The organism is Turicibacter sp. HGF1 (assembly GCF_000191865.1).
GTDB lineage: Bacteria > Bacillota_I > Bacilli_A > MOL361 > Turicibacteraceae > Turicibacter > Turicibacter sanguinis.
Map to the genome: position 1 here is coordinate 24,009 of NZ_AEXQ01000083.1, position 24,522 is coordinate 48,530.

26 protein-coding genes and 2 riboswitches are annotated in these 24,522 nt (G+C 32.9%); of the genes, 9 read left to right on the plus strand and 17 right to left on the minus strand.

What is annotated here, in order from left to right; translation table 11 throughout:
* The first annotated feature begins 19 nt into the window (after positions 1-19).
* A riboswitch (Fluoride riboswitch) is annotated at positions 20-78 on the plus strand.
* Between the two features lie 65 nt (positions 79-143).
* The 3 genes from HMPREF9402_RS08185 to HMPREF9402_RS08195 all read left to right on the plus strand — a co-directional run bounded on the left by HMPREF9402_RS08185 (position 144) and on the right by HMPREF9402_RS08195 (position 2,527).
* Complete coding sequence (locus tag HMPREF9402_RS08185; protein ID WP_006783958.1) at positions 144-1,334, plus strand: cation:proton antiporter domain-containing protein; 1,191 nt, start codon at positions 144-146, stop codon at positions 1,332-1,334.
* Between the two features lie 93 nt (positions 1,335-1,427).
* On the plus strand, positions 1,428-1,865 hold the full coding sequence (locus HMPREF9402_RS08190; protein WP_039930904.1) for a pyridoxamine 5'-phosphate oxidase family protein: 438 nt from the start codon (positions 1,428-1,430) through the stop codon (positions 1,863-1,865).
* A 155-nt stretch (positions 1,866-2,020) separates the two neighbouring features.
* Positions 2,021-2,527 (plus strand): pyridoxamine 5'-phosphate oxidase family protein, encoded by a 507-nt coding sequence (locus HMPREF9402_RS08195; RefSeq protein WP_009607090.1) that lies wholly within the window; start codon positions 2,021-2,023, stop codon positions 2,525-2,527.
* 159 nt (positions 2,528-2,686) lie between these two features.
* On the opposite strand, the gene trxA is transcribed toward HMPREF9402_RS08195, so the two are convergent.
* The 8 genes from trxA to HMPREF9402_RS08235 form a co-directional block, all read right to left on the minus strand.
* Positions 2,687-2,995, minus strand: a complete 309-nt coding sequence (gene trxA / locus HMPREF9402_RS08200) for a thioredoxin (RefSeq protein WP_006783956.1) — start codon at positions 2,993-2,995, stop codon at positions 2,687-2,689.
* Positions 2,996-3,109: 114 nt separating this feature from the next.
* On the minus strand, positions 3,110-3,400 hold the full coding sequence (locus tag HMPREF9402_RS08205) for an ArsR/SmtB family transcription factor (protein ID WP_006783955.1): 291 nt from the start codon (positions 3,398-3,400) through the stop codon (positions 3,110-3,112).
* Positions 3,401-3,529: 129 nt separating this feature from the next.
* Positions 3,530-3,742: a helix-turn-helix domain-containing protein gene (locus HMPREF9402_RS08210; RefSeq protein ID WP_006783954.1), complete on the minus strand. Its 213-nt coding sequence runs from the start codon at positions 3,740-3,742 to the stop codon at positions 3,530-3,532.
* A 12-nt stretch (positions 3,743-3,754) separates the two neighbouring features.
* On the minus strand, positions 3,755-4,342 hold the full coding sequence (locus HMPREF9402_RS08215) for a DUF2975 domain-containing protein (RefSeq protein ID WP_009607092.1): 588 nt from the start codon (positions 4,340-4,342) through the stop codon (positions 3,755-3,757).
* Positions 4,343-4,512: 170 nt separating this feature from the next.
* Positions 4,513-5,688: a NupC/NupG family nucleoside CNT transporter gene (locus HMPREF9402_RS08220; RefSeq protein WP_009607095.1), complete on the minus strand. Its 1,176-nt coding sequence runs from the start codon at positions 5,686-5,688 to the stop codon at positions 4,513-4,515.
* Between the two features lie 18 nt (positions 5,689-5,706).
* The gene (locus HMPREF9402_RS08225) at positions 5,707-6,117 is read right to left on the minus strand and encodes a deoxynucleoside kinase (protein ID WP_006783951.1); all 411 of its coding nucleotides are present in this window, start codon (positions 6,115-6,117) and stop codon (positions 5,707-5,709) included.
* Between the two features lie 72 nt (positions 6,118-6,189).
* Positions 6,190-8,025, minus strand: a complete 1,836-nt coding sequence (ltrA, locus tag HMPREF9402_RS08230; RefSeq protein ID WP_009607109.1) for a group II intron reverse transcriptase/maturase — start codon at positions 8,023-8,025, stop codon at positions 6,190-6,192.
* 746 nt (positions 8,026-8,771) lie between these two features.
* Positions 8,772-9,065 (minus strand): deoxynucleoside kinase, encoded by a 294-nt coding sequence (locus tag HMPREF9402_RS08235; protein WP_006783949.1) that lies wholly within the window; start codon positions 9,063-9,065, stop codon positions 8,772-8,774.
* 1,000 nt (positions 9,066-10,065) lie between these two features.
* Here HMPREF9402_RS08235 and HMPREF9402_RS08245 point away from each other — a divergent pair.
* The 4 genes from HMPREF9402_RS08245 (at position 10,066) to HMPREF9402_RS08260 (ending at position 14,065) form a co-directional block, all read left to right on the plus strand.
* A complete protein-coding gene (locus HMPREF9402_RS08245; RefSeq protein WP_009607103.1) occupies positions 10,066-10,758 on the plus strand; it encodes an ABC transporter ATP-binding protein in 693 nt (230 codons plus the stop codon).
* A 4-nt stretch (positions 10,759-10,762) separates the two neighbouring features.
* Positions 10,763-11,569: a hypothetical protein gene (locus tag HMPREF9402_RS08250; protein ID WP_006783947.1), complete on the plus strand. Its 807-nt coding sequence runs from the start codon at positions 10,763-10,765 to the stop codon at positions 11,567-11,569.
* Between the two features lie 12 nt (positions 11,570-11,581).
* Positions 11,582-12,664, plus strand: a complete 1,083-nt coding sequence (locus tag HMPREF9402_RS08255) for a hypothetical protein (protein WP_009607086.1) — start codon at positions 11,582-11,584, stop codon at positions 12,662-12,664.
* Positions 12,665-12,925: 261 nt separating this feature from the next.
* On the plus strand, positions 12,926-14,065 hold the full coding sequence (locus HMPREF9402_RS08260; RefSeq protein ID WP_009607089.1) for a 5-methyltetrahydropteroyltriglutamate--homocysteine S-methyltransferase: 1,140 nt from the start codon (positions 12,926-12,928) through the stop codon (positions 14,063-14,065).
* Positions 14,066-14,362: 297 nt separating this feature from the next.
* Here HMPREF9402_RS08260 and HMPREF9402_RS08265 read toward each other — a convergent pair whose 3' ends face one another.
* The 8 genes from HMPREF9402_RS08265 to HMPREF9402_RS08295 all read right to left on the minus strand — a co-directional run bounded on the left by HMPREF9402_RS08265 (position 14,363) and on the right by HMPREF9402_RS08295 (position 22,005).
* On the minus strand, positions 14,363-14,926 hold the full coding sequence (locus tag HMPREF9402_RS08265) for a DUF5780 domain-containing protein (RefSeq protein WP_050780861.1): 564 nt from the start codon (positions 14,924-14,926) through the stop codon (positions 14,363-14,365).
* 116 nt (positions 14,927-15,042) lie between these two features.
* Positions 15,043-15,882 carry a MurR/RpiR family transcriptional regulator gene (locus tag HMPREF9402_RS08270; RefSeq protein WP_006783944.1) on the minus strand — a complete coding sequence of 280 codons (840 nt, stop codon included), beginning with the start codon at positions 15,880-15,882 and terminating at the stop codon, positions 15,043-15,045.
* Between the two features lie 13 nt (positions 15,883-15,895).
* The gene (locus HMPREF9402_RS08275) at positions 15,896-16,867 is read right to left on the minus strand and encodes a Gfo/Idh/MocA family protein (protein WP_006783943.1); all 972 of its coding nucleotides are present in this window, start codon (positions 16,865-16,867) and stop codon (positions 15,896-15,898) included.
* Position 16,868: 1 nt separating this feature from the next.
* A complete protein-coding gene (gene rpiA, locus HMPREF9402_RS08280; protein WP_006783942.1) occupies positions 16,869-17,528 on the minus strand; it encodes a ribose 5-phosphate isomerase A in 660 nt (219 codons plus the stop codon).
* Positions 17,529-17,628: 100 nt separating this feature from the next.
* On the minus strand, positions 17,629-18,162 hold the full coding sequence (locus HMPREF9402_RS08285) for a GNAT family N-acetyltransferase (RefSeq protein WP_009607097.1): 534 nt from the start codon (positions 18,160-18,162) through the stop codon (positions 17,629-17,631).
* Between the two features lie 55 nt (positions 18,163-18,217).
* On the minus strand, positions 18,218-19,141 hold the full coding sequence (locus HMPREF9402_RS08290; protein WP_006783940.1) for a cation diffusion facilitator family transporter: 924 nt from the start codon (positions 19,139-19,141) through the stop codon (positions 18,218-18,220).
* 99 nt (positions 19,142-19,240) lie between these two features.
* A riboswitch (NiCo riboswitch) is annotated at positions 19,241-19,345 on the minus strand.
* A gap of 238 nt (positions 19,346-19,583) precedes the next feature.
* Positions 19,584-19,706: a hypothetical protein gene (locus HMPREF9402_RS14905; RefSeq protein WP_006783939.1), complete on the minus strand. Its 123-nt coding sequence runs from the start codon at positions 19,704-19,706 to the stop codon at positions 19,584-19,586.
* Between the two features lie 70 nt (positions 19,707-19,776).
* Positions 19,777-22,005, minus strand: a complete 2,229-nt coding sequence (locus HMPREF9402_RS08295; RefSeq protein ID WP_009607099.1) for a beta-glucosidase family protein — start codon at positions 22,003-22,005, stop codon at positions 19,777-19,779.
* A gap of 117 nt (positions 22,006-22,122) precedes the next feature.
* Here HMPREF9402_RS08295 and HMPREF9402_RS08300 point away from each other — a divergent pair, with 117 nt between their 5' ends.
* Positions 22,123-22,548 (plus strand): hypothetical protein, encoded by a 426-nt coding sequence (locus tag HMPREF9402_RS08300; RefSeq protein WP_006783937.1) that lies wholly within the window; start codon positions 22,123-22,125, stop codon positions 22,546-22,548.
* A gap of 17 nt (positions 22,549-22,565) precedes the next feature.
* Here HMPREF9402_RS08300 and HMPREF9402_RS08305 read toward each other — a convergent pair whose 3' ends face one another.
* Positions 22,566-23,105 (minus strand): 2'-5' RNA ligase family protein, encoded by a 540-nt coding sequence (locus HMPREF9402_RS08305; RefSeq protein ID WP_006783936.1) that lies wholly within the window; start codon positions 23,103-23,105, stop codon positions 22,566-22,568.
* Between the two features lie 458 nt (positions 23,106-23,563).
* Between HMPREF9402_RS08305 and HMPREF9402_RS08310 the strand changes: the two genes are divergently transcribed.
* The gene (locus tag HMPREF9402_RS08310) at positions 23,564-24,487 is read left to right on the plus strand and encodes an aldo/keto reductase (protein WP_006783935.1); all 924 of its coding nucleotides are present in this window, start codon (positions 23,564-23,566) and stop codon (positions 24,485-24,487) included.
* Positions 24,488-24,522 lie beyond the last annotated feature (35 nt).

Consider the following 24,522-nt stretch of genomic DNA (forward strand, 5'->3'; position numbering starts at 1 on the left):
TATTTCTCATATAATAATGTTATCAATAGGCGATGGAGTTCGCCATTAACCGCGTAAGCTAATGACTCCTACTCTTTAATCTTTTTTGTCGTGGATTAAAGGGTAGGAGTTTTTTTGTGGTTAGAAGAAATAGGAGGATTAACGTGATAATATTGATTGTTTTACTCAGTTTAATAATTATTGGAATTTTGGCTAACTATAGTGGGAAGTTAGTCGAATATATTAAACTCCCCTCTTTAATTGGAATGATGATTTTTGGGATGATAATCGGACCCGCATTTTTAAACGTTGTGCCGCAAGCTACTTTAAAAATAGCACCAGTCATCAAAGATATCGCCCTAGTAGCCGTATTATTTATCGGTGGACTTGGAATCAGTTTAGCACAAATGAAGCAAATTGGCCGTCCCGCCATCTTATTAAGTGCGGTTCCCGCTACACTTGAAGGGTTTACAATTGCCTTAATGTCGATGCTTCTTCTTAAATTTAGCTTCGTTCAAGGGGCAATTTTAGGGTTTATTATCGCAGCTGTGAGTCCTGCTGTTTTGATTCCGTCTATGATTGATTTAATTAATCGACGCGTTGGCCAAGATAAAGCAATTCCGCAGATGCTACTCGTTGGAGCGAGCGCCGATGATACGATTGCCATCACTTTGTTTACAACATTCCTCGGAATCTACTTCAACACAGGATCGATTAGCACCCAACTTCTTATGATTCCAGTAACACTTGTATTAAGTATTGGTGTAGGTTATCTTGTTTTCAAACTCACAAGAGGGATTATTGAACACGTTTCAAATGACTATCTAAAAGTGATGATTGCCTTCGGTCTTTGTTTAGCAATGCGCGCTGTTGAAAAATACGGTCACGTTGAGATTTTTAATTCTTTATTAACCGTTATGGTCTTTGGATTCTTTATTAGAAATTACATTGTGGATAGTTCAAAAATCATACTAGATAAAATGAACCTTATCTGGAAAACAGGAAAGCTTTATTTATTTGCCTTCGTTGGAATGGCCATTAATCCAACACTCGTCGGAGAATTTTTCTTAATCGGAGTTGGGATTTTAAGTTGTTCATTATTTGTTCGATCAATTGGTGTACTAATTTCATTAATTGGTACTAATCTCTCACTAAAAGAAAGAATTTTCTGTGTCATTGCTTATCTTCCTAAAGCCACCGTACAATCTGCCAAAGCAGCTATTCCAATGCAGATGGGAGTTGTGGGCGGTGAAATTATGCAAGCTATCGCAATATTAAGCGTCTTAATTACAGCTCCTATTGGTGCGATTGGAATTAAGCTAACGAGTGATAAATTATTAAAAACAGAAAATTAAATAGTCGTTTGAAGTAGGTAATCGAAAATGGTCAACATAGTATAAAGTAGGATTCATAATGAATTCTACTGTATACAGGAAGTGATTATACTAATGGCCTCCCAAATTAACATACCAAACTTTCGCAACCTATCCACAACAGAAATTATCGAAGTACTAAATAATGCTCCCTACTGTTTACTAGGAGTTGCTTATAACCACTCTGTTCAATCTAGTTCTAGTCAATCCCATAATTTAAAGGTACAACCTCTTGTTTTTCCTATGAATTACACCTACCGATATTTACGTGTAAATAATGAGTATGTTTATACTTTCACTTTACACAGCTTAAATCATGGACAAAAAATCGATGCTATCAATGATAATGATAGAGTTTGTTTAGAATTCAATTATCATACTTCTCGTAGTCGATTGAGTGTCATGGTAACAGGAACTGCTGATGTAGATATACTAAATAATGGCTTAGCTAGAATAACTATACGACCTGATGAGAATGGTGTTACAGGTCGTAAATTCTATACTTCAAGATAAAATTAGTTTATAGACCTCTTAGCCTAGTGATTCATATCTGAATCATTAGGTTTTTATTTATTACTAGGTGTTTTAATTAACTGAGAAAAATTTCAATGCATATGATATAGAAGAATTCTTAGGAGTTCTACTTTATATAGGAAGTGATTATACTCATGGTGCCAGTAACATATCGCTATTTAACTTGCAATGAAATTCATAACTTATTAGACAATGCTTCTTATTGCTTGTTGGGCTTATCTTATAATGCTGATGATAATAGTTCTAGTACACGTTCTTCAAGTTCGTTTACTAGAAGTTCAAGTTCTTCAAGTCGAAGCTCTAGTTCTTCGAGTGGGTCTCGAGATGTAGATCCTCAAGATAATCAACCTTACGTTGTTCCAATGTGTTATTGCTATACAGAATCGGATGGAGAATATACATTTACTCTTTATACTTATAATGAAGGAATGAAATGGGAGTTCTTAGAGAGCAACCCAAAAATCTGTCTAGAATTTAATTGGCGTAATCCAGATGGAGTAAAAAGTGTGATTGCTATGGGGCGAGCTGAGATTCATCATTCGGATACCTGTGTTCGAACAGGTAAAAAATTAAAAAGAATTGTGCTAAGAACAAGAAATGTAACCGGTAGAAAATATTATAATCTCAACAATTTGCGTTAAAAAAAGCGATGACTCTTTAAGAGTTATCGCTTTTTCTTAGCTATTTATAAAATTGACTTCTTTATTCAATCATATTCTATATGTAGATAAGTGTTTCACAGATTAAAAAACTCATTAAAGCTAAACAGATGGATTTTACTTTATGAATCTTTCATTAGCTTATAAATAATTGTTAATCCATTGTTGTAAGGTTTGTTTCGGCTTAAATCCTAATAAACGATCTGCTAACTCCCCATCTTTAAAGATTAATAAGTTAGGAATACTCATGACTCCATATTCTTTTGCTGTTTCCGGATTCACATCGATATCAACTTTTACAAATTTAACTTTTCCATCGTATTCTTCATGTAATTGCTCAAGTACTGGACTAATCATACGACATGGTCCACACCACTGTGCATAAAAATCAACTAAAACAATCCCATCTTCAATTTCTGATCTAAATTCATTATTTTTAATTTCAATCACTAGACTCTCTCCTTTGGAACATTATCCTCTGTCGGAATAATGATATTCATAGTTAATATATAGTATCGTATGCTGACGTTATCTAAATGTTGATATAATTATTTCATTATATCATTATGTTCTATTTCGTTGTTTCAAAACAATATCTTCTGCCAATTCTAACAACTTTATGATGTCGTCATCCGCAATCTGATAACAAATATTCATTCCATTTTTAGAACATGTCACAATCCCAGACATTCTCATTAGTTTTAAATGTTGAGAGATATTAGGTTGCGAATAACCCACTGCTTCATTTAATTTATTTACACATAAAGGACGCTCACACAATACTTTTAAAATTTTATATCGCGTCGGATTCCCGATACATTTAAATAAATCAACAATCATCTCTTCTTTAGACATGTCTTCACATCCTTCTTTATCCTTTCCTTATTATATGGATATGCATCTCACAATCTCTCTAGCACTGTAGACTTTATAAAATCCTTTCACTTATCACCTATTTCTATTCACATCTTTAAAGCATTAAAATTAATCTTCATCCGTATACTCTAATATATCTCCAGGTTGGCAATTCAATTCCTTGCAAATCGCATTTAAAGTGGAGAATCGGATTGCTTTAACTTTACCTGTTTTTAAATTTGATAAATTAACAATAGATACACCTACTCGGTCTGCAAGTTCCGATAAATGCATTTTTCGATCCGCAAGCATCCGATCAAGTCTTGTTATAATGGCCATCATTCATTTCCTCCCTTAAAGTGTAGCATCATATTCTTCTTGTAACTGAAGTCCGTATTGAAAGACATGTGCTAATAGTAAAACTAACAACCCTTCCACAATGAGTGAGTTTTCAAAAATATTAAAGGTATAATTTACTTCAATTCCTGCTTGATAAAGTGATTCTAAAATATTTAAATGATTTAGTGATAAATAATTTATAATGGCTTGTGTAGTTGAAAAGATAAGACTTCCGATTATAATTCCATATGCTAACTTTTTAACACATTTAATTATTTGTTTACTAAATGGATTATCTTCTAATACCCCAGCTAAAATCCCTCTAATTTGAACTATATTATATAACAAGACACTATTTCCAATTAATAATTCAATGACCGATAGCCATGACATATAATTATAGTTATCCAGATTTGAATTCATCACAAAGCTTAATCCATGATAAACAAAATTTGTTTCTAATTTTAAAGTATCAGGAATAGCTGGATTATTCATCAAAGTTTCAACTCCGACCATCGTGATAATCATTAGCGGACTAAGAATAATTAAAACCCAAAAACCAACCTTTAAAAATAAATCTAAATACTTAGCTAACTTCTTCATTACGCTCACCCCAAATTTTCTTTTCTCTTACACTAAAATTATATGTTTAAAATATTAAAAAGTTATCGTTTATCATTAAATTTTTAATATTTTTTTGTTTTAAGACATAAAAAAAATCGTTACGACTTGTAACGATTTTTTTCGATAAAATTTAGAAACAGATTGTCGATTTAAATAAACATTCCTAAAATCGCTCCTGTTGTTAACGTAGCGATTGTTCCACAAATTAATGCTTTAAATCCTAATTTAGCAACTTCTTTTTTACGTGTTGGGGCGAAGGAATTGAATCCTCCAACTTGAATTCCAATTGATGAAATGTTAGCAAAGTTACATAATACAACAGCCAAAATAGCGTTTGTACGAGGTGATAATGCTCCCATAACATTAACCATGTCTCCATAAGCAACAAACTCATTGATACCAAACTTTGTTCCAACTAATGTAGCAAATGTGAAAGCCTCATTTGAGGGTACATGAAATAAATACGCAAATGGTAGGAAAACATATCCGAATAACTGTGAAAGATTTGTATCGAATAATCCTAAGAAGGCATTAATAACTGCAATTAATCCAACGAAGGCAATTAAACTTGCCCCTACATTTAAAGCTAATCCTAATCCATTTCCTGTTCCCTCAGAAATTGCTTCGAATAAACTATCAGATTCAGATCCGGATACTTCTGCATTTTCTGTTAATGATTGTTCCGTTTCAGGAACCATAATTTTAGAAACCATTAATGTACTAAATGGAACTGTAAATACAGCAATTAATAAGTATCTCATATCAATTCCCATTAATGCATATCCTGCTAAGATGCTAGCTGATGCTGAACCAAATCCTCCAACCATTACAGCAAACAATTCAGATTTTGTTAATTTTGGAAGATATGGTTTGATTAATAACGGAGACTCTGTTCCACTCAAGAAACAATTTCCAACAGCTGCAAATGTCTCAACATCTGTTGTTCCCATTAATTTGGCAACACTTTTTCCAACATATTTAACTAAAAATGGGATAACTTTTAAGAAATATAGAACTGAAATTAGAGCTGATGTAAAGACGATTAATGATAAGACATTAATTGCAAAAACGTAACTATCTGAAATTCCACCGAAAACGAAATTAACTCCTTCCATTCCCATTTGAACAATAGAATTTACACCCATTGCTAAATTTTCTAAAATCACTTGTCCAACTGGTACTTTAATAACGAAGAAAATCAAAATAATTTGTAATAATAATCCCATTACAACCGTTTGAACTTTAATACTTTTCTTATCTGTTGATAAAATAAATGCAATTCCTAGTAAACATACTAGTGCTAATATACTAAACAAAATATTCATGTTGCCCTCCACTTGATGTTATAAACTTCTAATTTCTTTTAATTTCTCTTCAATCATGGATAAAACTTTCATTTTATGTTCTTCATTATTCACATAGTCAAATTCATCGATATTAATTACAAGAACTTCACTTGCTTTATAATGCTCGTAAATCCATTGATCGTATCCTTTCCATAACTCATAATAGTAGGATACTAATCCTTCATCTAATTCATACTCACGCCCACGTTTTTTAATACGATTTAAAATAGTTTCGAAACTTCCCGATAAATAAATCATTAAATCTGGTGATTTTTTTGGAATTTCGTTTAATTCTTCCATCATATTATTTAAAAGACTCTCATATAAACTGAATTCTAAATCTGAAATACGACCTAAATCTTTATTAACTTTAGATAGTGATAGGTAAGACTTTGATGTTATCTCCATCTTTTCCCCCACTTCACACCGTACGTGAGAGTTTCCAGCTCATACAGCGTTCCAACAATTTTCAGTTATTATTTAAATAGTTAAATTTCCAACTTGTTCTCTTAAAGAATTAAGTTTCTCAAGACTTTTCTCGTTAAGTTTTAGTTTATGTAAGTATTTATTTATTGTTTCCTCTTTAGTTGCGTGTGTCAATTTGTGTATATCTTCATTAACCCATATTAGGTTTTTATACGCATCCGTTCCTCCCTGTGATTTAGGAAGTTTATGATGACATTGCATATCGCATATGTTAAGAGGTTCTCCTGTCACACCACAATTACCTTTTTGTGCTATCATTAGTGATATTCTGTTGTCACTGTATTCAGTGGATTCACAATCTCTAACGTTGTTTAGTAGGTATCTGACTAGAAGATGATAATTGTTGTTTAACTTCTTATGCACTAACGCTCTACCTGTAACTGTATAGTTGCAAATCTCTTGAGTGAAGTTCATTGGTGGTGATGTAGATATTCCGTTGATAGGATATATACTTACATTACTAATTGTTCTTATCTTTCCTTTATACTTACCATAAAACTTTTTGAAAGCTTTGGAAGTTGAAGGTTTGTCAGAAATTACTTGTTTTAATCTGTTGTGTAAGGTTATTGATGTTAAGTAATTTATTTTATTGAAGTCTAAACTGACATTTGTTGCTATCTTATAGTAGTTGTGAACTCCTAGAATCATAGCATTTAGTTTGTTTACTTGTTTAGATTCATAATTACTTCTCATGTAGACTATCTGATGTTTTAATTTTGTAGTTACACTATCTTGTGCCTTTTCAGACATTCTACTTTGACATACATATTTCCCTTTCTTTGGTTTAGCCATTAGTTTGAAACCTAGAAATTCGGTATAATTTGTTTTGAGATTAGTAATTTTCGATTTATCTTCACTTATCTCTAAACTGAGTCTTTCTTTCAACCATTGTTTGGTTGCTATATATATCTTGTTAGCAGTTTCATAGTCTCTACAGAATATTTTAAAGTCATCTGCATACCTCACGAGCCATATCTCTTTTAAGTTAGTGGTTTTCATTGTTTTGTATTTGTTAGATTGGTCTACATATCCATTCTTTCTAATGCTTGTGTAGTCATGGTCTGTCTGAAATGATTCCCATTGACTACTTATCCACCAGTCAAGTTCATTAAGAACTATGTTAGAGAGAAGTGGCGATAAAATACCTCCCTGTGGAGTGCCTTTTGTTGGAACTCCAACAGTATCGATTTCTGATTTAAGAATTTTATCAATTATAGAGATTAGGTTTTTATCCTGTATTCCTAATTTCCACATTTGCTTCTTTAATTTACTGTGATTTACGTTATCAAAGAAACCTTTTATATCAATATCAACCACATAGTGAAGTTTGTTCATATTTATTAAAGACATACTTCTTGATATAGCATGATGTGTCGACCTATTCGGTCTGAATCCGTAACTGTGTTTGTGGAATTTGGCTTCACATATAGGTTCAAGAACTTGTTTGATACATTGTTGTACAATTCTGTCCCCCATACATGGTATCCCTAGAGGTCTCATTTTCCCATTTGGTTTAGGGATTTCGACTCTTCTAACACTTTTAGGATGATAATTTCGGAACATATTTTGGATATGTTTTACAAACACATCTTGTGGCATATTACTGTAGAACGTTATGTCTCTGCCATCTGTTCCCTTAGTCATTGAACCTTTATTCTTTTTGATGTTTCTGTATGCTAATAAGATATTTTCTCTATTTGTAATTAACTCCATAAGTTTAGTGAAGTTTTTGTTTTCTAGAGACTCACTGTATAAGCTGTCAAAAACATCTTGTATATCGTAATACTCGTTGTTCCTGAGTTTCTGTTTCTTTAAGATTTTAGTTGTCAAGTCTGTCTCCTTATCTGAAATTCAATTTCAGATAGTTCTACAACATCTCTTAGTCTTACTCGAACCTTGATTAAAATTATTTAACTTCTAAAGTTTTAACTTCAAATTGTCTAGTGGCTATTGCTCATATTTCATTACAAAATATTTCATAGCTTCATGCCACCACTTTCACATGGATTAAAATAAGTTATAGTTGTTTAACATTTCCTTATTAATACTTCATAGTGAGTGAACACTCCATATTCCATGCTTCCCTTGTTCCATTATTGCTATCCTTACATCTATCCTTAGGTCGTTGGTCTGAGCCTTTTAGCTTGATAGTGCCTGTAACACTATATGGATTTTCATAACTTCGAGTCTTACTCACCCACACTAAAATCATACTTAGATGATACATCCCTTTCGAGAAGTTCTGGTTTTAGACCCTTACATTCCCAACTTCGTCAGCTCTATTTATAGCAAGCATCCTAACCATAGATAGTTTATGGACTCTAGAACCATATATTACTCGACTACCTCTAGTTCGCTTTTCGTGTTGTGATTTGTTTAACCACATCTTACGGTAATACCTAGTCCGTTTTAACGAGCTTTTAACACACCATTGTTCACTCAATGTTATGCTAATCGTAACTTTGAGAGAGCATTTCAAGGCGTTACCCTATCATTCTACTCTTCGCAATAATAGTTCTAATTATTAATCTATAATAATTAGGCTAGTTTTGTAGGAAACCCTCGCTTCCCTTTGTCTAGCAACAAGTCGCACCAAAATACCAATCTTCATAAATACTACGGTCTAGTACATTATTATCTTGTATTAAAGCCTCTTTAATACTTTTAAAACGAGTATTTAAAAACCATAACTGCAATAAAAATGGATATCGATTCGCTTGAATCTCTTCTTCTGTTGACGTATAAAATAACGGTAGAATCGGATTATCATCAACACTTTCAAAAAATACATCTGAATTGAAATGATCTGCAACAAGTGTGGCTAAGCTTGTTTTACCTGCACCAATCATCGCTCCAATAGTAATCAACATCGCTCACCTCTTCCTCTCTTTTAATCATAAAAAAAATTTTTCAAGAGTCCGACATTTTACGACATCTCAAAAAATACACAAAGACAATCTTAACATAAAATTTCTAAACGATATATCTTTTTTTTCGACCAATTTTCACCATAAAATATTATCCACAGCTTGTTAAAATTGAGATTAGGATAAATCACAATTTGTTTTTTCGTGAACTTTATTGCGTAAATTGAATGTATAAATTCGGCAAATTTCACTCTACTTATATGAGATATTATAAGTACCTTTTAGGAAAATGCACACATTATCCACAGGAAAAATTATTATAATTTTAAAAAAGGATGATTGGTGATGATTGTATTATTAAAAAATTTACGTTTAATTAGTGTTTTAGGATCTTGTGCCAGTGTTTCTTTATTATTTGTGAACCTAGTTCTCATGCTATTCATTGAAAACACAGCTACTAAACTTCATTATAGCTGGGTTACCTTCTTTACTATTACATTCATCACACTTATATCAACACTAACTGGATATCTTCTGAATGAACGACGTCGCCGTCTTCGCAGAATTAAAAAAGTACTAGATCAATGATTTAGTACTTTTTTAATTCTTTTAATGAATAATTTTATATCCTTATCACGTCATAGTAATATTGCATACATTAGTAGCGATAAAAATAGGTTTTTCTACTTTGATATCAAGTTCATTTAGAACGGTTAAGATTGGGTTTAGTTACTCTAAATTTAGATAATCTAAGAAATATTTCAAAGCATACTGTTAAATTTACTCCACCATACACGAGCTTTAGTGATGTTCTCGTATCAAGCATAATACCTAATCAATACATTCCGTACTAACATCCCCCTACGGTTCATATACAAGTTTCAACTACATACAACTTATCTATTTCTTAAGATGATATTAAGAATATCTTCACTTTTTCGGTAACTATTTCTTAAAATTTAACAGATATAATTCTTTCATCAACAAATCAAGGAGGATTATGATGCTAGAACTTCAAAATGTCACAAAGCGTTATGGTAAAAAAACAGTTTTAGATGATGTATCCATTCAATTTAAAAAGGGTGAAATTACTTGTTTACTGGGATTGAATGGTGTTGGAAAAAGTACAACGATGAAAGCAATTATGCGATTAGTTCCTATTTCAAAGGGGAAAATCCTAGTAGATGGAGAGCCTATTACACAACAAAACATTAATAAAATGGCTTATATTCCAGATATTCCAATTCATGATTTAGGATGGACGATTCCACAGAACTTAAGTTTTGCACAAGTCTTTTATAAAAACTTTAACCTCGAAAAAGCAGAACGTATGTTAAAGTTTTTCAAGGTTCCAACGGATAAAAAACTAAAAGAATTATCAAAAGGTAATTTAGCACGTTTTAATATCATTGTTGGGATGTGCCAAGACGCTCCTTATTTATTACTCGATGAACCTTTCAGTGGAATCGATGTTTTCACACGCCAGTCGTTTATCAATCTTTTAAAGTCAGAATTCTTAGAAGACGGTCAAACAGTCATTATTACGACGCATGAAATTGATGAAATTCAAGATATTGCCGATCATATCGTCTTGCTTGAAGAAGGTCAAGTCTTTGCAAGCTTCTCAAAAGAAGAAGCTCAAAACGAAGGTTTAAGCATTGTGGATAAAATGCGAACTTTATATAGTGAGGTATAGTAACATGAAACTTTTAACTTTAATTGAAATCGAAGTCAAAAAAATTATTCCGTGGCTCATCTCATTATTTACCTTGATGACCGTTCTAACAGGAAGCCTCTTTTTCAAAGAAATTAGTGATTTAAAGAAAAAATTAATTCCTACTCTATTAGATAGCTCTATTGATGACTACGTCCAAAATAATGGTCATGTTACACTAGCATCAATACTCGATAATCAAATATTAATTATTGGAATCTTCATTCTTTTCGCTATCATCATCATCTGCCTAGGCCTTTATCTATGGTATAAAGAATGGATTGGTTCTTCAAAACGAATCTACATGTTGTTATCTTTAAAGGGACAAAGAACGTCTATTTTATTATCAAAATTAATCGTGATTATCCTATCAGTCTTTGTTTATTACGCCATCGTACTTTTAAATTTAGGTATTGGTTCACTACTCCTAAACACATTACTACCTGATGGACTTACCGGAAAACATTTAGTGCAAGGGGCCTTACTTCAATCACAATTCATCAATTTTGTACTTCCACTAACGATGACTGATTTTATCTATAAATTACTATTCGTTATATTAATGTTTGGTCTTATTTCTGTCTTTGTCTTAAGTGACCGATCAAAAAGAATATTTGGAATTATCTTCGGGATATTCTATGGAATTGCCAATATTGCAGTCTTCCTATATACTAAATCACTATTTTTATTTGTAGATGAGCGTTTCTTTGTAAACTTTGGATTTGTTCTAATTGGGACTGTCTTAAGTTACGGTATCAGCACTTGGCTACTAAATAAAAAAGTGTCAATTTAAAGAGGTGAAATGATGAAACTATATCATATGATCGGATTAACTACAGCTAGTCTTATTTCGTTAGGATCTCTGGCGTTCATGACAAATGTGAAACGGGTTGAATTAAATCAAGATTTTAAAATAGAAAATATTAGTGGGAATCTAAGTGAACTAGATGGAGTTGCACTTAAAGGAATTATTAAAACGGATCAATCAAATTACTCAAAAGTTTTACTTGAGAGTGACACTTTTCAAATGTCACCCACAACATATGATTATTTCTATTCAATGGATGATGAAAAGTTAGATAATAGAGAACTTTACAGAAATGCTCCTTGGGCTAAAACGTTTGAAAATGATGACTATGTTATCACAAGTCAGTTTGATACCTCATTCCCCTACTCAGCTGATGTGGCAACGAGTCGTCTAGCTGTTAAAAATAAAAAGACAAATCAAATTACAACGACTACTGTAGCGTTAAAGGAATTCTCATCCCAAGAAGGACGAGACAGTGAATATATTACAGACTATAACGGAACCTATTATTACATTTTAACAACTTACGGAAGAATGAATTCTAATTCTCGAATTCTTGTTTATACATTCAACCCTGATACATTACGTACAACTTTTAAATTCGAATTATCAAGTGATTATTCAGGAACTGCTACAACAGATGGAAAAATGTTATACATGACAGGATATCCAAGTCATTCAGATCAATTACAACTCCTGTCTTTAGATTTAGAAACCGAAGAACCAAAAACGATAGACTTGAACCTAAATATCTATCCAAATCAATTAATTGTTAAAAATAATAAGCTATATTTAATTTCAGATTCAGGAATTTATACGTATGATGCTTCAATCAGTTCTACTGAGGTCATAACACCAAGTTTTACAGAAGAACTTAATCAGTACGATTACTTCTGGATTGAACAGACCATTGCTCATGACAATAAATTATATATTCTTTATATAGCTTATAAACAAAGTCATTCAACTCAATATCTATCTATTTTAGATACAAATACAAATAAGATTAAGTTTGAAGGGAAAATTGCAGTTCGCAGTGATCAAGGTTTAATCGATAATTATACCTTAATTGTAAGATAGATATTTACAAATATTGGTAAATATATTAAAATACCTTTAAAGAAAATTAAATATTCTTATCAAGAGCAGTGAAGGGACTACATTCAGAAATAATATTTTTATCCACCATAGGAAGATAGCTGAGGGTTCTGTTGCTCACCCCTTAGCGTGAATTTCTTGTCCTAAATCTCGGTAGATAAGAGAATGTTAATTAGCGCTATTAAGCACTAGAGGACGATTCTCTAGTGTTTTTTTGAGCTAAAAATAAAGGGGGAAAATATAATGGTTATTAAAGGAGAATCACGTCATGTAGCACCATTTAGAGCGGAGGTTGTAGGAAGCTTTTTACGACCAGATAGTATTAAGGAAGCCCGTAAATTACATCAGTCTGGATTTTTATCTGATGATGAGTTACGCGATATTGAGAATGATGAGATTAAAAAATTAGTTCAAAAACAAAAGGACGCAGGGTTACAGTTTGTAACTGATGGAGAATTTAGACGTGCTTGGTGGCACTTAGATTTCCTAGAAGGATTAGATGGCGTAACAAAGTATGAGGTAGAAGAAGGTTATCATTTTCATGATGTGGATACAAAGGCTGAAACAGTTTATGTATCTGGTAAATTAGATTTTACTAATCATCCTATGCTTGAAGATTTTAAGTTTTTAAAATCAATAGCAGGTGATCATGTTGCCAAAATGACGATTCCATCACCAAGTATGCTTTATATGGTAGGAGCACTTATTGACTCAAGATATAATGAAAATCCAGTTTATGAAAGTAATGAAGCATTACGTGCAGATATTGTGAAGACGTATCGCAAGGCGGTTGCAGCATTTTATGACTTAGGGTGTCGTTATTTGCAGTTAGATGATACGAGCTGGGGTGTGTTTGCGTCAAAAGAGTATCGTCAAGGTTACATTGATCAAGGAATTGATGTAGATGAGTTATGCTTTGATTGTGTAAATATGATTAATGATATTATTGGGGATCGTCCTGATGATTTAAAAATTGGGCTTCATGTTTGTCATGGGAATTTCCGTTCTTCTTGGTTTTCATCAGGTGGTTATGAGCCTGTTGCCAAAATCTTATTTGGCAATGCGAAAGTAGATGCGTTCTTCCTTGAATATGATACAGACCGTAACGGTGATTTTGCTCCTTTGCGTTTCATCCAAGACCAATTTGTTGTTCTTGGACTTATTACAACGAAACATGCCGAACTTGAAAATCAAGATTTAATTATTGAAAGAATCAAAGAAGCATCTCAATATGTGGATATTAATAAGTTATGTTTAAGTCCGCAGTGTGGATTTGCCTCAACTGAAGAAGGAAATCTTATTACACATGAGGATCAGTGGAACAAATTAAAACTAGTTGTGGATAGTGCGAACAAAGTTTGGGGAAATCTCAACCTAGCTTAGCCAGGTTCCTCTTTTAAGTGCATAAATAAAAATAACACTTTTCTGATTATTTGTGGTTAATAAGAAAAGTGTTATTTAATTTAATTGAATAATTTGTCGGATTTAGTAGAAACTATAAGTAGTGGTTGGTGATCCAACCCATATACTAAAGTTCCTCCTTTTTATAGCTCTACACTCCTATTTCTAAACCATGACTGCCGTGAGGCACTCACGGTTTTTTATATCTTTGATAAATGCCTCATAAAAAAATGCGTCTCTATTAAAAGGACGCATTTTTATTTAATATTCTTAAATCAATTAATTCAATTGTTTTCCTTCATAAAGACTGCAGAATTTTTCAAATTGTGGATTAATCCATGTTTCTTCTTTATAATTGGTGTACGATAAAACAATGGATTTGAATGTGTTTATTTCACAACTTTCATCAATTTCTAATCTTCTTTGGCCTTTAAATATTCCACCAGGAATTAAATTAATATCTGTATAGTTAACTGTTTTAATATAAGCCCCGTCACCAAAGTCAATACTTTCTTTTATTTTAACCGGACTATTGTCTTTATCCCATGCGACAAAGGCTACAACAACATCTTTAATCTTTACAGACGTCTTATTTTTAATCACCGCCTGTAACATATCAGGATATAGATGCTTGCATTGTTTATCTCTAACAATATGTTTTGTTTTAATAATTGTTATAGGTAATTGCATTAATAAATTATCAAATGATGATTGTACTAATGTAGTTTCTTCTAAATCTGGTCTGTTTTTTTCAAAAATTATATTTTTAAAATTAAAATTTGGAATCCTGGTACTACATTTGATTGCGGATCCCCATCCATTTATCATAGTAAAAATATTCAAAAATAACCCACCTATTCTCTTCAATTCTGTTACCCATTGATAATTTTACCATTTTATCATATTGTTACTATTTATAATACTAATTTGCACCAAAAAGAAAACATAGATGATTCTGTTTATATTTTATCATCTGCCATTGCTTGCTCATGTTGATTCATGATTTGATAGGCATCTCGTTTTTTAGATGTTAATAAAAGAAATAACACTTCAATGACAGTCATCGCAGATATGCGAGAGAAACAGTATTCATTGAAGAATAGACGCTCTCTTGAGAACGTGGTAATGTGATAATCACAAAGAACAGCAATTGGAGAATTATCATGATTCGTAATTCCAACGACTTTAATATTGTGTTTTTTAGCTGCATCAATAAGAGTCACTAAATCTTTTGAAGCTCCTGAATTTGAAATGACAATAATAATATCTTGCTCTGTTAACGTATAAGTAAGTGCAAGTTGTGTTTCATGAATTGGCGTGGCAACCGCACTAATTCCAATTTGATTAAATTTGTAAGCTGCATCAAGTGCAACAGGAATCGTATTTCCAACAGCGGCAAATTGTACAACTCTTGCTTTTTCTAATAAATCAAGGACCGATTCAACCGTTTTTTCATCCATCAAAGAAATCGTTTGAGTTAGCTCATCTACTTTATTATCTAAAATATTTTTTAGTGATTGTTTTAAATTACTTACATTCAAATCATTTGAATTAACTGAACCTGAATTCATCATTTGTTTTGCAATATTCATCTTTAAATCATGAAATCCTTTATATCCGCACTTTTTACAAAAACGGATAATGGTTGCTTCACTAGCTCCACTCGCAGATGCTAAAGAAGAAACGGTCATCTCAATGACTTGTTCCTGGTTGTTTAAAATATATGTTGCTATTTTTTTCTCTGCTTCATATAAATCATCATACACCGCAAAAATTTTATCTAACACATTTTTAGTCATGAAGTAAAACTCCTTATTTTTCAAATGGATATTTAATTCCCCATTGATTTCTGACATCAGTCATAATATCCATCACATCTACTGATAACTGAAGAACATCATCTCCACCGTTATTTAAAATATAGTTTTCCATATCTAAGATTTCATATTCAAGCGCCTTTGCCTCGACTCCCGCTTCAACAACCTCTGTTGTTCCATCAAGATACGTAATCATAGCACGTGTTGCACGTGGGAAGTTATCAACTGTTATAAATCCTAAATCTCCTGCTACCACACCACGCTTTGGCATCTTAGCACGCATCGTTAATGTCACGACCGCCATCTCATCTGCATCATTTTTCAAAATGATTCCTGATTGCTCGTCTACACCTGTCTCAAACTTTTTAACTGTCGTTAACACTTCATGAGGTTGTGCTGATAAGAAGAAACGAGCAAATGATAAAGCATACGTTCCAATATCAAGTAATGCCCCCCCTGCAAGATCTGGGCTAAAGAAACGATTCGTCACATCATACTCCTTACAACTCCCAAAAGATACATTGACCATTTTTAAAGTTCCTAATTTTCCGGTCTGTACAACTTGTTTCAGTTTTTCATAAAGAGGCATATGGTAAATCGTCATCGCTTCTGAAACAACTAAATTTTTAGTGGCTGCCAACTCAGTAATTTCTTTTAACTCTGAGCTACTCACCGTAATGGCCTTCTCACATAGCACATGCTTATTTTGGTGAAGACTTTTCATAATATATTCATAGTGATTACAATGAGGGGTTGAAATATAGACAACATCCACATTTGAATCTGCTAATAGTTCGTCATAACTTCCATAAGCTTTTTGTACCTGATATTTTTTAGCAAACGCTTCTGCTTTTTCTAACGTCCTTGATCCAACGGCATAAATTTCTCCATGTACATTTAGTAAGGCTTGTGCAAACTCAGTTGCAATTAATCCTGGTCCTAAAATTGCCCAATTTAATTTTTTCATTTTAACACTCCTTTGCCATTAATTGATCCACAATTAAAACCTTAGTCACTTCTTTTGTAAATAATGATGTCCCAATCACACCACAGATTTCATTTAACTTTACATTTAACTCTTTAATATCTGATACTTGAGAAAACGTCACATCCATTAGATAATGACCATTCTCCGTAATCGTAAATCCATCTTTTGCACTTGAATGACGCATCACTGGAACGCCTCCAAGTTTTAAAACCTCGTATTGAACATAAGAAATCGCTGATTCAAGTACTTCAAGAACTACTGGATGCTTAAACGTTAAAACCTCACTAAACTTCGTTTCATCAATTAACAGTACGTAGTCTTTTGACATCGATGCGATTAATTTTTCACGTGTATGAATGCCACCGCCACTCTTTAAAGCATTAAAATTAGCATCTACTTCATCACACCCATCAAAAGCAATATCAATTTGATGAATTGCCATAGGATCAAGGACGGTTAATTCCTTTTCAAGACAGAGCATTTTAGTTTTTACAGAAGGCGTTACAATTTGAACGTTCAATTTATTTTCCTTAATTTCATCAATTAAATAACTAATCGTACTTCCACCACCAAGTCCGATAACCCCTGACTTAGGAATTAGCTTCAATGCTTCTTTAGCACATTTTTGTTTAATATCCACTTTCATTCCTCCCTTAACTTAACTTTATCATAATATGATAGTATAATTTCGTCAATATAATTATAACGAAATTAATTTTCTTAGATAAAAAAATGACTTCTTAATAGAAGTCATTTTTTAATAAATCCATCACCACAGCACTTCGATAATTCCCTTCTGGATCAAGCCAAACATCACGTTTAACTCCTACTACCTTAAAACCAACTTTTTGATAAAGATGTTGTGCTCGTTTATTTTCAAGTAACGTATCAAGCTCAATACGATGAAGCTCATACGTCCTAAAAAGATAATTAATAAAACCTCGAAGCGCTTCTTCTCCATATCCTTTTCCTTGTTCGCTAAGCTCACATATCTTAATTCCGATTTCGCAACTTTTATTCGTAAGATCTAAATTATGAAAGGATAGTTCTCCAATTGAAAAACCATCATTTTTCACAATCATAAATCTTTTACTTGTTGGTTGAATATCCTCTTTTTGAATTTCAAGTTCTGTTCTTAACTTTTCAATATTTGTTCTAATCCCATTGGGAAAGCCAACATGTTGCATCAGTTCACCAGTCGCCCACCATACCACAAGTGTTTCCACATCAGTAACCGTTGCTTCTCTAATATAAAGATGCTTCAATTTAATCATCTAATCCCCCCTTGATTAAGTTCATTATACTCTGTTTAAAATAAAAAAAAGTGCCTTACATGGCACTTTGAGAAATTTTTTTATGGCACGTCATATTTGTTGTATCTGGATTAACATGCACCATACAATGTTTGACGTGTTCAAATTTAGATTCAATAGCATCATGTACATTTTGTGCAATATCATGAGCTTCATTAAGTGTTAGATTTCCATCTACACTAATTTCAACATCAACATAAATTTTATTTCCAAATAATCGTGTTTTAATTTCATCTATATTAATAACACCTGATTGAGCTTTTATTAACTTAATCATTTCATTAATGGTTTCATCATCACAGGCTTTATCCGTCAATTTATCCACAGCATCGCGTCCGATTTCAAAAGCTGCTTTTAAAATAAATAAACAAATAATAACTGAGGCGATTGGATCAAGGATTGGAAATCCAAGTCTGGCTCCAAAGATTCCAATAAAGCTTCCAACCGATGATAAAGCATCTGAACGGTGATGCCATGCATCTGCCATTAAAGAGCTCGAATTAATTTTTTTAGCAGCGTGTCTTGTATACCAAAACATCCATTCTTTAAAGGCGATTGAAATAACTGCCGCAACAAGTGCAATAGCTCCCGGAATCGCTAAGTTTCCATAATTTCCTTGAAGAATTTTGTTTATTCCTTCTATTCCAATTCCAACACCGGTTGCAAATAAAATGGCTGCTAAAAATAATGCTGCAATACATTCTAAACGTTCATGACCATAAGGATGATCTTTATCTGAACCTTTACTTGAGAAGTTGTATCCAATAATAACAACAAATGTAGAAATAACATCTGATGCTGAATGAACCGCATCTGAAATCATAGCTCCTGAATTAGCTACAATACCAGCAAGTAATTTAATAACAGAAAGTGCAATATTTCCAATAATTGAGACGGCTGATACTCGCATAGCAATTTGTTTATCAGTTTTTTTCTTCATACTTAATCCTCCCATAGTTTCGTTCTCATAACCCTCACTACTATGGTTTTACGAGCAAAATGTCTCACAAGGACATAAAAAAACATCCGTGAAACATTTTACTGTCCCACAGATGTTAATTATCATCAATATGAATAATTAAATCTGCTGTTGCTAAGCAACCCGGCCACACGACTTAGTCGCTGCCTGTTCAGTTTGTACTGTAGATTTATATGCAGTGCAAAGAGTTATATTAATATAATAATCAAATTGAGTTTATTTGTGAATATAAAAACTGATATTTTATCAATTAAATACTCTAATTGATAATGAAAATTAATTTAAATATTTTAGACGGAACCTAATTGAATATAAAAAAGGAGATATATCATCGCGATATATCTCCTCTGTACTACATTAAAGAAAACTAAAAGCCATTGTTTCTAAATGAAACGTACTAGTATCAGCTAGATTTAGTAGCATTAACTTTAGCATTATCTTTATATAAAGCCTGGTTAGTTAAATGACTACAACGCTTCATTGTTAATTGTTTTAAATTATGTAACTCTCCAGGTGCTAGCTTCATATAAGCCGCCTCCTTTAAGAATATGTTACATGACTAATTTCTGTATTTTATATAATTTTTATTCAAAAAATTAAGATAAATAATGATTAAATGTTTGAATTAAATACTCAATCATTGCATTATCGATATTTTGAATAGTGCGAAGTTCACGAAGTGGTGTATCCTGAATTAGCTCAAGATTGAAGTCTATCTCCTGCCCTACATTAGAAATATCAATCTGTTTAGCTAAGGATTCAATAATAGGTCTTAATGTTTCATGCTTCATTAAGTCACCAAACGTTGTATTTGCTGTGACTTTAAATGGTAACTCCACTGTGCTTTGGACTTTAATGACATCTTTTAAAACAATCTCTCTTGAAGATTTTCCAATTAAAATTTCATACTCACCAGTGCCTACATACCAATCTGAAATAGTTTCATTATACCAAGCAAAAGCTCGTTTATCGAGTGTCATCTGAACTTCTTTTGTCTCTCCCGCTTGTAACTCAACTTTCACAAAATCTTTTAACTCTTTTATAGGACGAATTGTCAGATGAGTTAAATCACTCACATAAAGTTGAACCACTTCTTTTCCTGCTACCGCTCCTGTATTCGTGATTTTCAAGCTAACAACAAGTTCATCCGTATCTAACATTTCTTTTCGACTTAAAACTAAATCATGATATTCAAATGTTGTATAACTTAATCCATATCCAAATGGGAATAAAACATTCATTTCTTTTTTATCGTAATATCGATATCCTACAAAAATTCCCTCGCGATAATGAATTAAATCATCCACAACTTGATAATTTAAATATGATGGATTATCTGAAAGCTTTAAGGGGAATGTTTCGGCTAACTTTCCACTTGGATTTACGCGCCCAAACAACAAATCAATTGTCGCCAATCCAACCGCTTGACCAGCTAAATACATCTCAAGAACCCCTTTAACATCATGAATCCATGGCATCTCGACTGGTGATCCATTATGTAACACGACAACCGTATTTGGTTGAACCTTCACTACTTCTTTAATCAATTCATTTTGACAATTTGGAAGTTGCATATGTGTCCGGTCATAACCCTCTGACTCAAAAAAATCGGGTAATCCAGCAAAAATCACAGCCACTTCTGAAGATTTAGCAACTTGAATCGCTTCTTGAACTAACTCTTCATTGATTTGATCGACGTCTAACTCATATCCCTGTGCATAACTTACCGACGTCACATTTGACACCGCTTCGAGTGCACTATTAACTTTATACGTATTAATATGCGAGCTTCCCCCTCCTTGAAAACGAGGACTCTTAGCAAACGCCCCAATAAAAGCAATCTTGGCCTCTTTATTTAGTGGTAAAACCCCATCATTCTTTAACAACACCGCACTCTGCGTTGCAATCTTACTTGCTGCTTCATGATGCACATCTCGATTAAAAATAGCATCCTGTCGGTTATCCACAAATTCAAAAATCTTCGTTACAATTCGCTCAACAGCCTCATCTAAAGTCGTTTCATCTAATATCCCTTTATTAATAGCTTCAATAATCAATTTATCATTTGTTCCATGACTTCCTGGCATTTCTAAATCAAGACCTGCTTTTAATCCTTCTACTCGATTATTAACAGCTCCCCAATCACTCATCACATATCCGTCAAATTCCCACTCATGTCTTAAAATATCTGTTAATAGCTTTTTATTTTCAGAAGCAAAGACTTCATTAATTCGATTATAAGAACACATCACTGCCCATGGTTTTCCTACTTTAACAGCATTCTCAAAACTAGCTAAGTAAATTTCCCTCAACGTTCTCTCATCTATTTGAGCGCTTGCTGTCATACGGCGTGACTCTTGGTTATTAGCAGCAAAGTGCTTCAAACTTGTTCCAACACCCTGACTTTGAACACCTTGAATATAATTACAAGCCATCTCTGATGACAAATACGGGTCTTCTGAGAAATATTCAAAATTTCGTCCACATAAGGGAGAACGTTTAATATTCACCGCTGGACCTAACAAGATTGAAACATTTTCTGCTTGGCATTCCTCACCAAGTAAAATACCAAGATTATAGAGTAAATCGCGGTCAAATGAACAGGCTATTGCACACCCGGCTGGAAAACAAACTGCCTTAATACTGTCATTTACATCACTTGCGCCATCTTTTTGTTTACGTAACCCATGTGGGCCATCACTAACCATCACCTTGGGAATTCCTAATCGTTCAACTGATTTTAAACGCCAAAAATCAAGTCCTGAACACATTCCTGCTTTCTCTTGGAGAGTCATTTGATTAATAAGTTGTTTTATATCCCTCATTTTCAATCCTCCTTCATCTCATGAAATTATATTCAAGTATGCCTGTGATTATTTAATTTAATTTTAAGGTTCTTATGTTATTTTTAGGTTAACATCTAAACTATTGGAGGTATTTTTATGAAAGATTATAAGGAAGATATTTCAAATGAATCACTAGCTATGACACATGAGGGAGCAGATGAAACAACTCATGAGATGATAAATCAAGTAACCATTCAATCCACTTTAAAAACAGAGATAAAAAACATACTAAACAACTGTCGAAGCAATAATCGTTCACTAATATTTAGTTTTTTAGCAGTGGCTATCATTTCATGTCTCTTAACTTTCTCAGTCTCACAACTATTTAACTACGCCTATCTAAGTACAGTCTCCACTAAGCAATCTTATAGCCCTATGATTCGTATAGAAACTTCACCTAAAAATACATCTCAAAATCAATCTTCAACCCCAGCAAACAATGAAGAGCTAACTCAAAGTGAAATTGAACAATTATTAAAATATTATTTTGATGCATCAACTAACAAAGAAAATGCCCTATAAAAACAAAGCATGGAGGCCTAAACCTCCATGCTTTGTTTTAATTTAAATTTCTTTATTTCCTCGAATGTTCCAAACTCACATAATAATAACGATGTAATTTTCCCACTAAACGGCACAAAAGCTTCTGCAATAACCGGTAATGACCTTAATACAGCCTCTTCTTCATCCAAAACAAGGGTTGCATGAGGAACCCAATTATTAGATTTAGCAGTATAATTATATCCCATCTGTCCACAATACTCTTCAAAGCGTTCATGAATTTTATCATGAAACTCTATTAACTGTTTAGAAACATAGGGTGCTAAAAAAGAAACTTTTAATGAAAATAAACCAAGATGATTAAAATTAATCTGAATCTCTTCTTGATTTTCACATACTTCTTCAAGCCAATGGCATAACAAATTTAGATCCACATTCGTCCAAGAACCAAACGTTAAGTGTGGACACATTGAAGAAGATGGAACTTCATGATTTGATAACTCTCGATGAATATTTTGAATTTGTTCATTAGTTACTTCATCAAATAAGCCAATGAGATAGTAAATTTTATCATCCATTACAGTCACCTCCTCAGTCATTCAACTTCTAATTGATTCGAAAATGAATGGTTGCACGTCATCACCCAAAAGCTCAAGGGCCCACTCTAAAACAGACATCTTCGCTATAATGTTTCCCGTTCTAAACGTATAAATACATCTTGCCATATCAAACAGCTACTCTAACGAATACAAACTTTAATTCATCTTCAAATGAAATTCAACATCTTGTTTAACCTCATCCTCAGTTTTATTTAAAAGCATTTTACCTTAAAATTCTGTAGAGCTACCAATCGATGATAACTATGAAAATTCGTCTACGTAGTACTGAGAACCCATCCCCATTTCACCAAGAACTACTTGGTTTTAACTAGACTGTTACACTGTTATTTTAGGTATACATTCGAATGTTTATTCTATTTACTAATTCTCTAAAACATGACATACTTTTATTTATAAAATGGAAAAGGAGCATATCTATGAACCAAAGAATTCAAATTAAAGATACGACTTTATCACTTTGCCCGATTGGTTTTGGAACAGCAAATGCAGGTGTTGCCTGGGATAGCGAAGAAGCATTCAAAATGTTAGATTTATATGTTGAATTGGGTGGAAATGTCATCGATACAGCTCGTATTTATAACGACTGGATTGATGGCGAAATCGGACGTTCAGAACGAGTAATCGGCGAATGGATTAAATATCGTGGTGGTCATGATGATTTAGTAATTGTCACAAAAGGTGGACATCCCCCTCTTGAAAACATGCAAACATCACGTCTATCTAAAGAAGATATGACTTACGATTTAAATAAAAGTTTAGACGCACTTGAAATCGACTGTATCGACCTTTACTTCTATCATCGTGATGATGTAAATCGTCCCGTATCAGAACTCATTGAAACGATGCAAGACTTCGTCCGTGATGGAAAAATCAAATACTATGGTTGCTCGAACTGGTCAACTGCCCGTATGAAAGAAGCCATGGACTATGCAAAGTCTAAAGGATATCGCGGATTTGTAGCCAACCAAGCCCTTTATAACATTGGCTCAATTCATATGAAACCTTATGCAGATGAAACAATGGTTACAATGGACGAAGAAATGTTAGAGTTCCATCGAACATCAGATGTATTAGCGATGCCTTATTTTAGTTTATGTAGCGGATTCTTTACAAAATTAGCAACGCTTGGCGAGGGTGCCGTTAAAGACAGCCCTTATTATACTGAGAAAAACTTAGAGCTAGCTAAACTTATTAACCAATTAGCCGAAGAACGAAACATTAGTCTGACTCAGGTTATCATGGGATTTTTATTAACACAAGATCAACCGATGTGTGCACTAGCAGGTGCAAGTCGTGAATCACAACTTAAAGATTTCATGAAAACATTAGAATTAGTGTAAACAAAAAAACTGATAGAATCCGTAGAGATTCTATC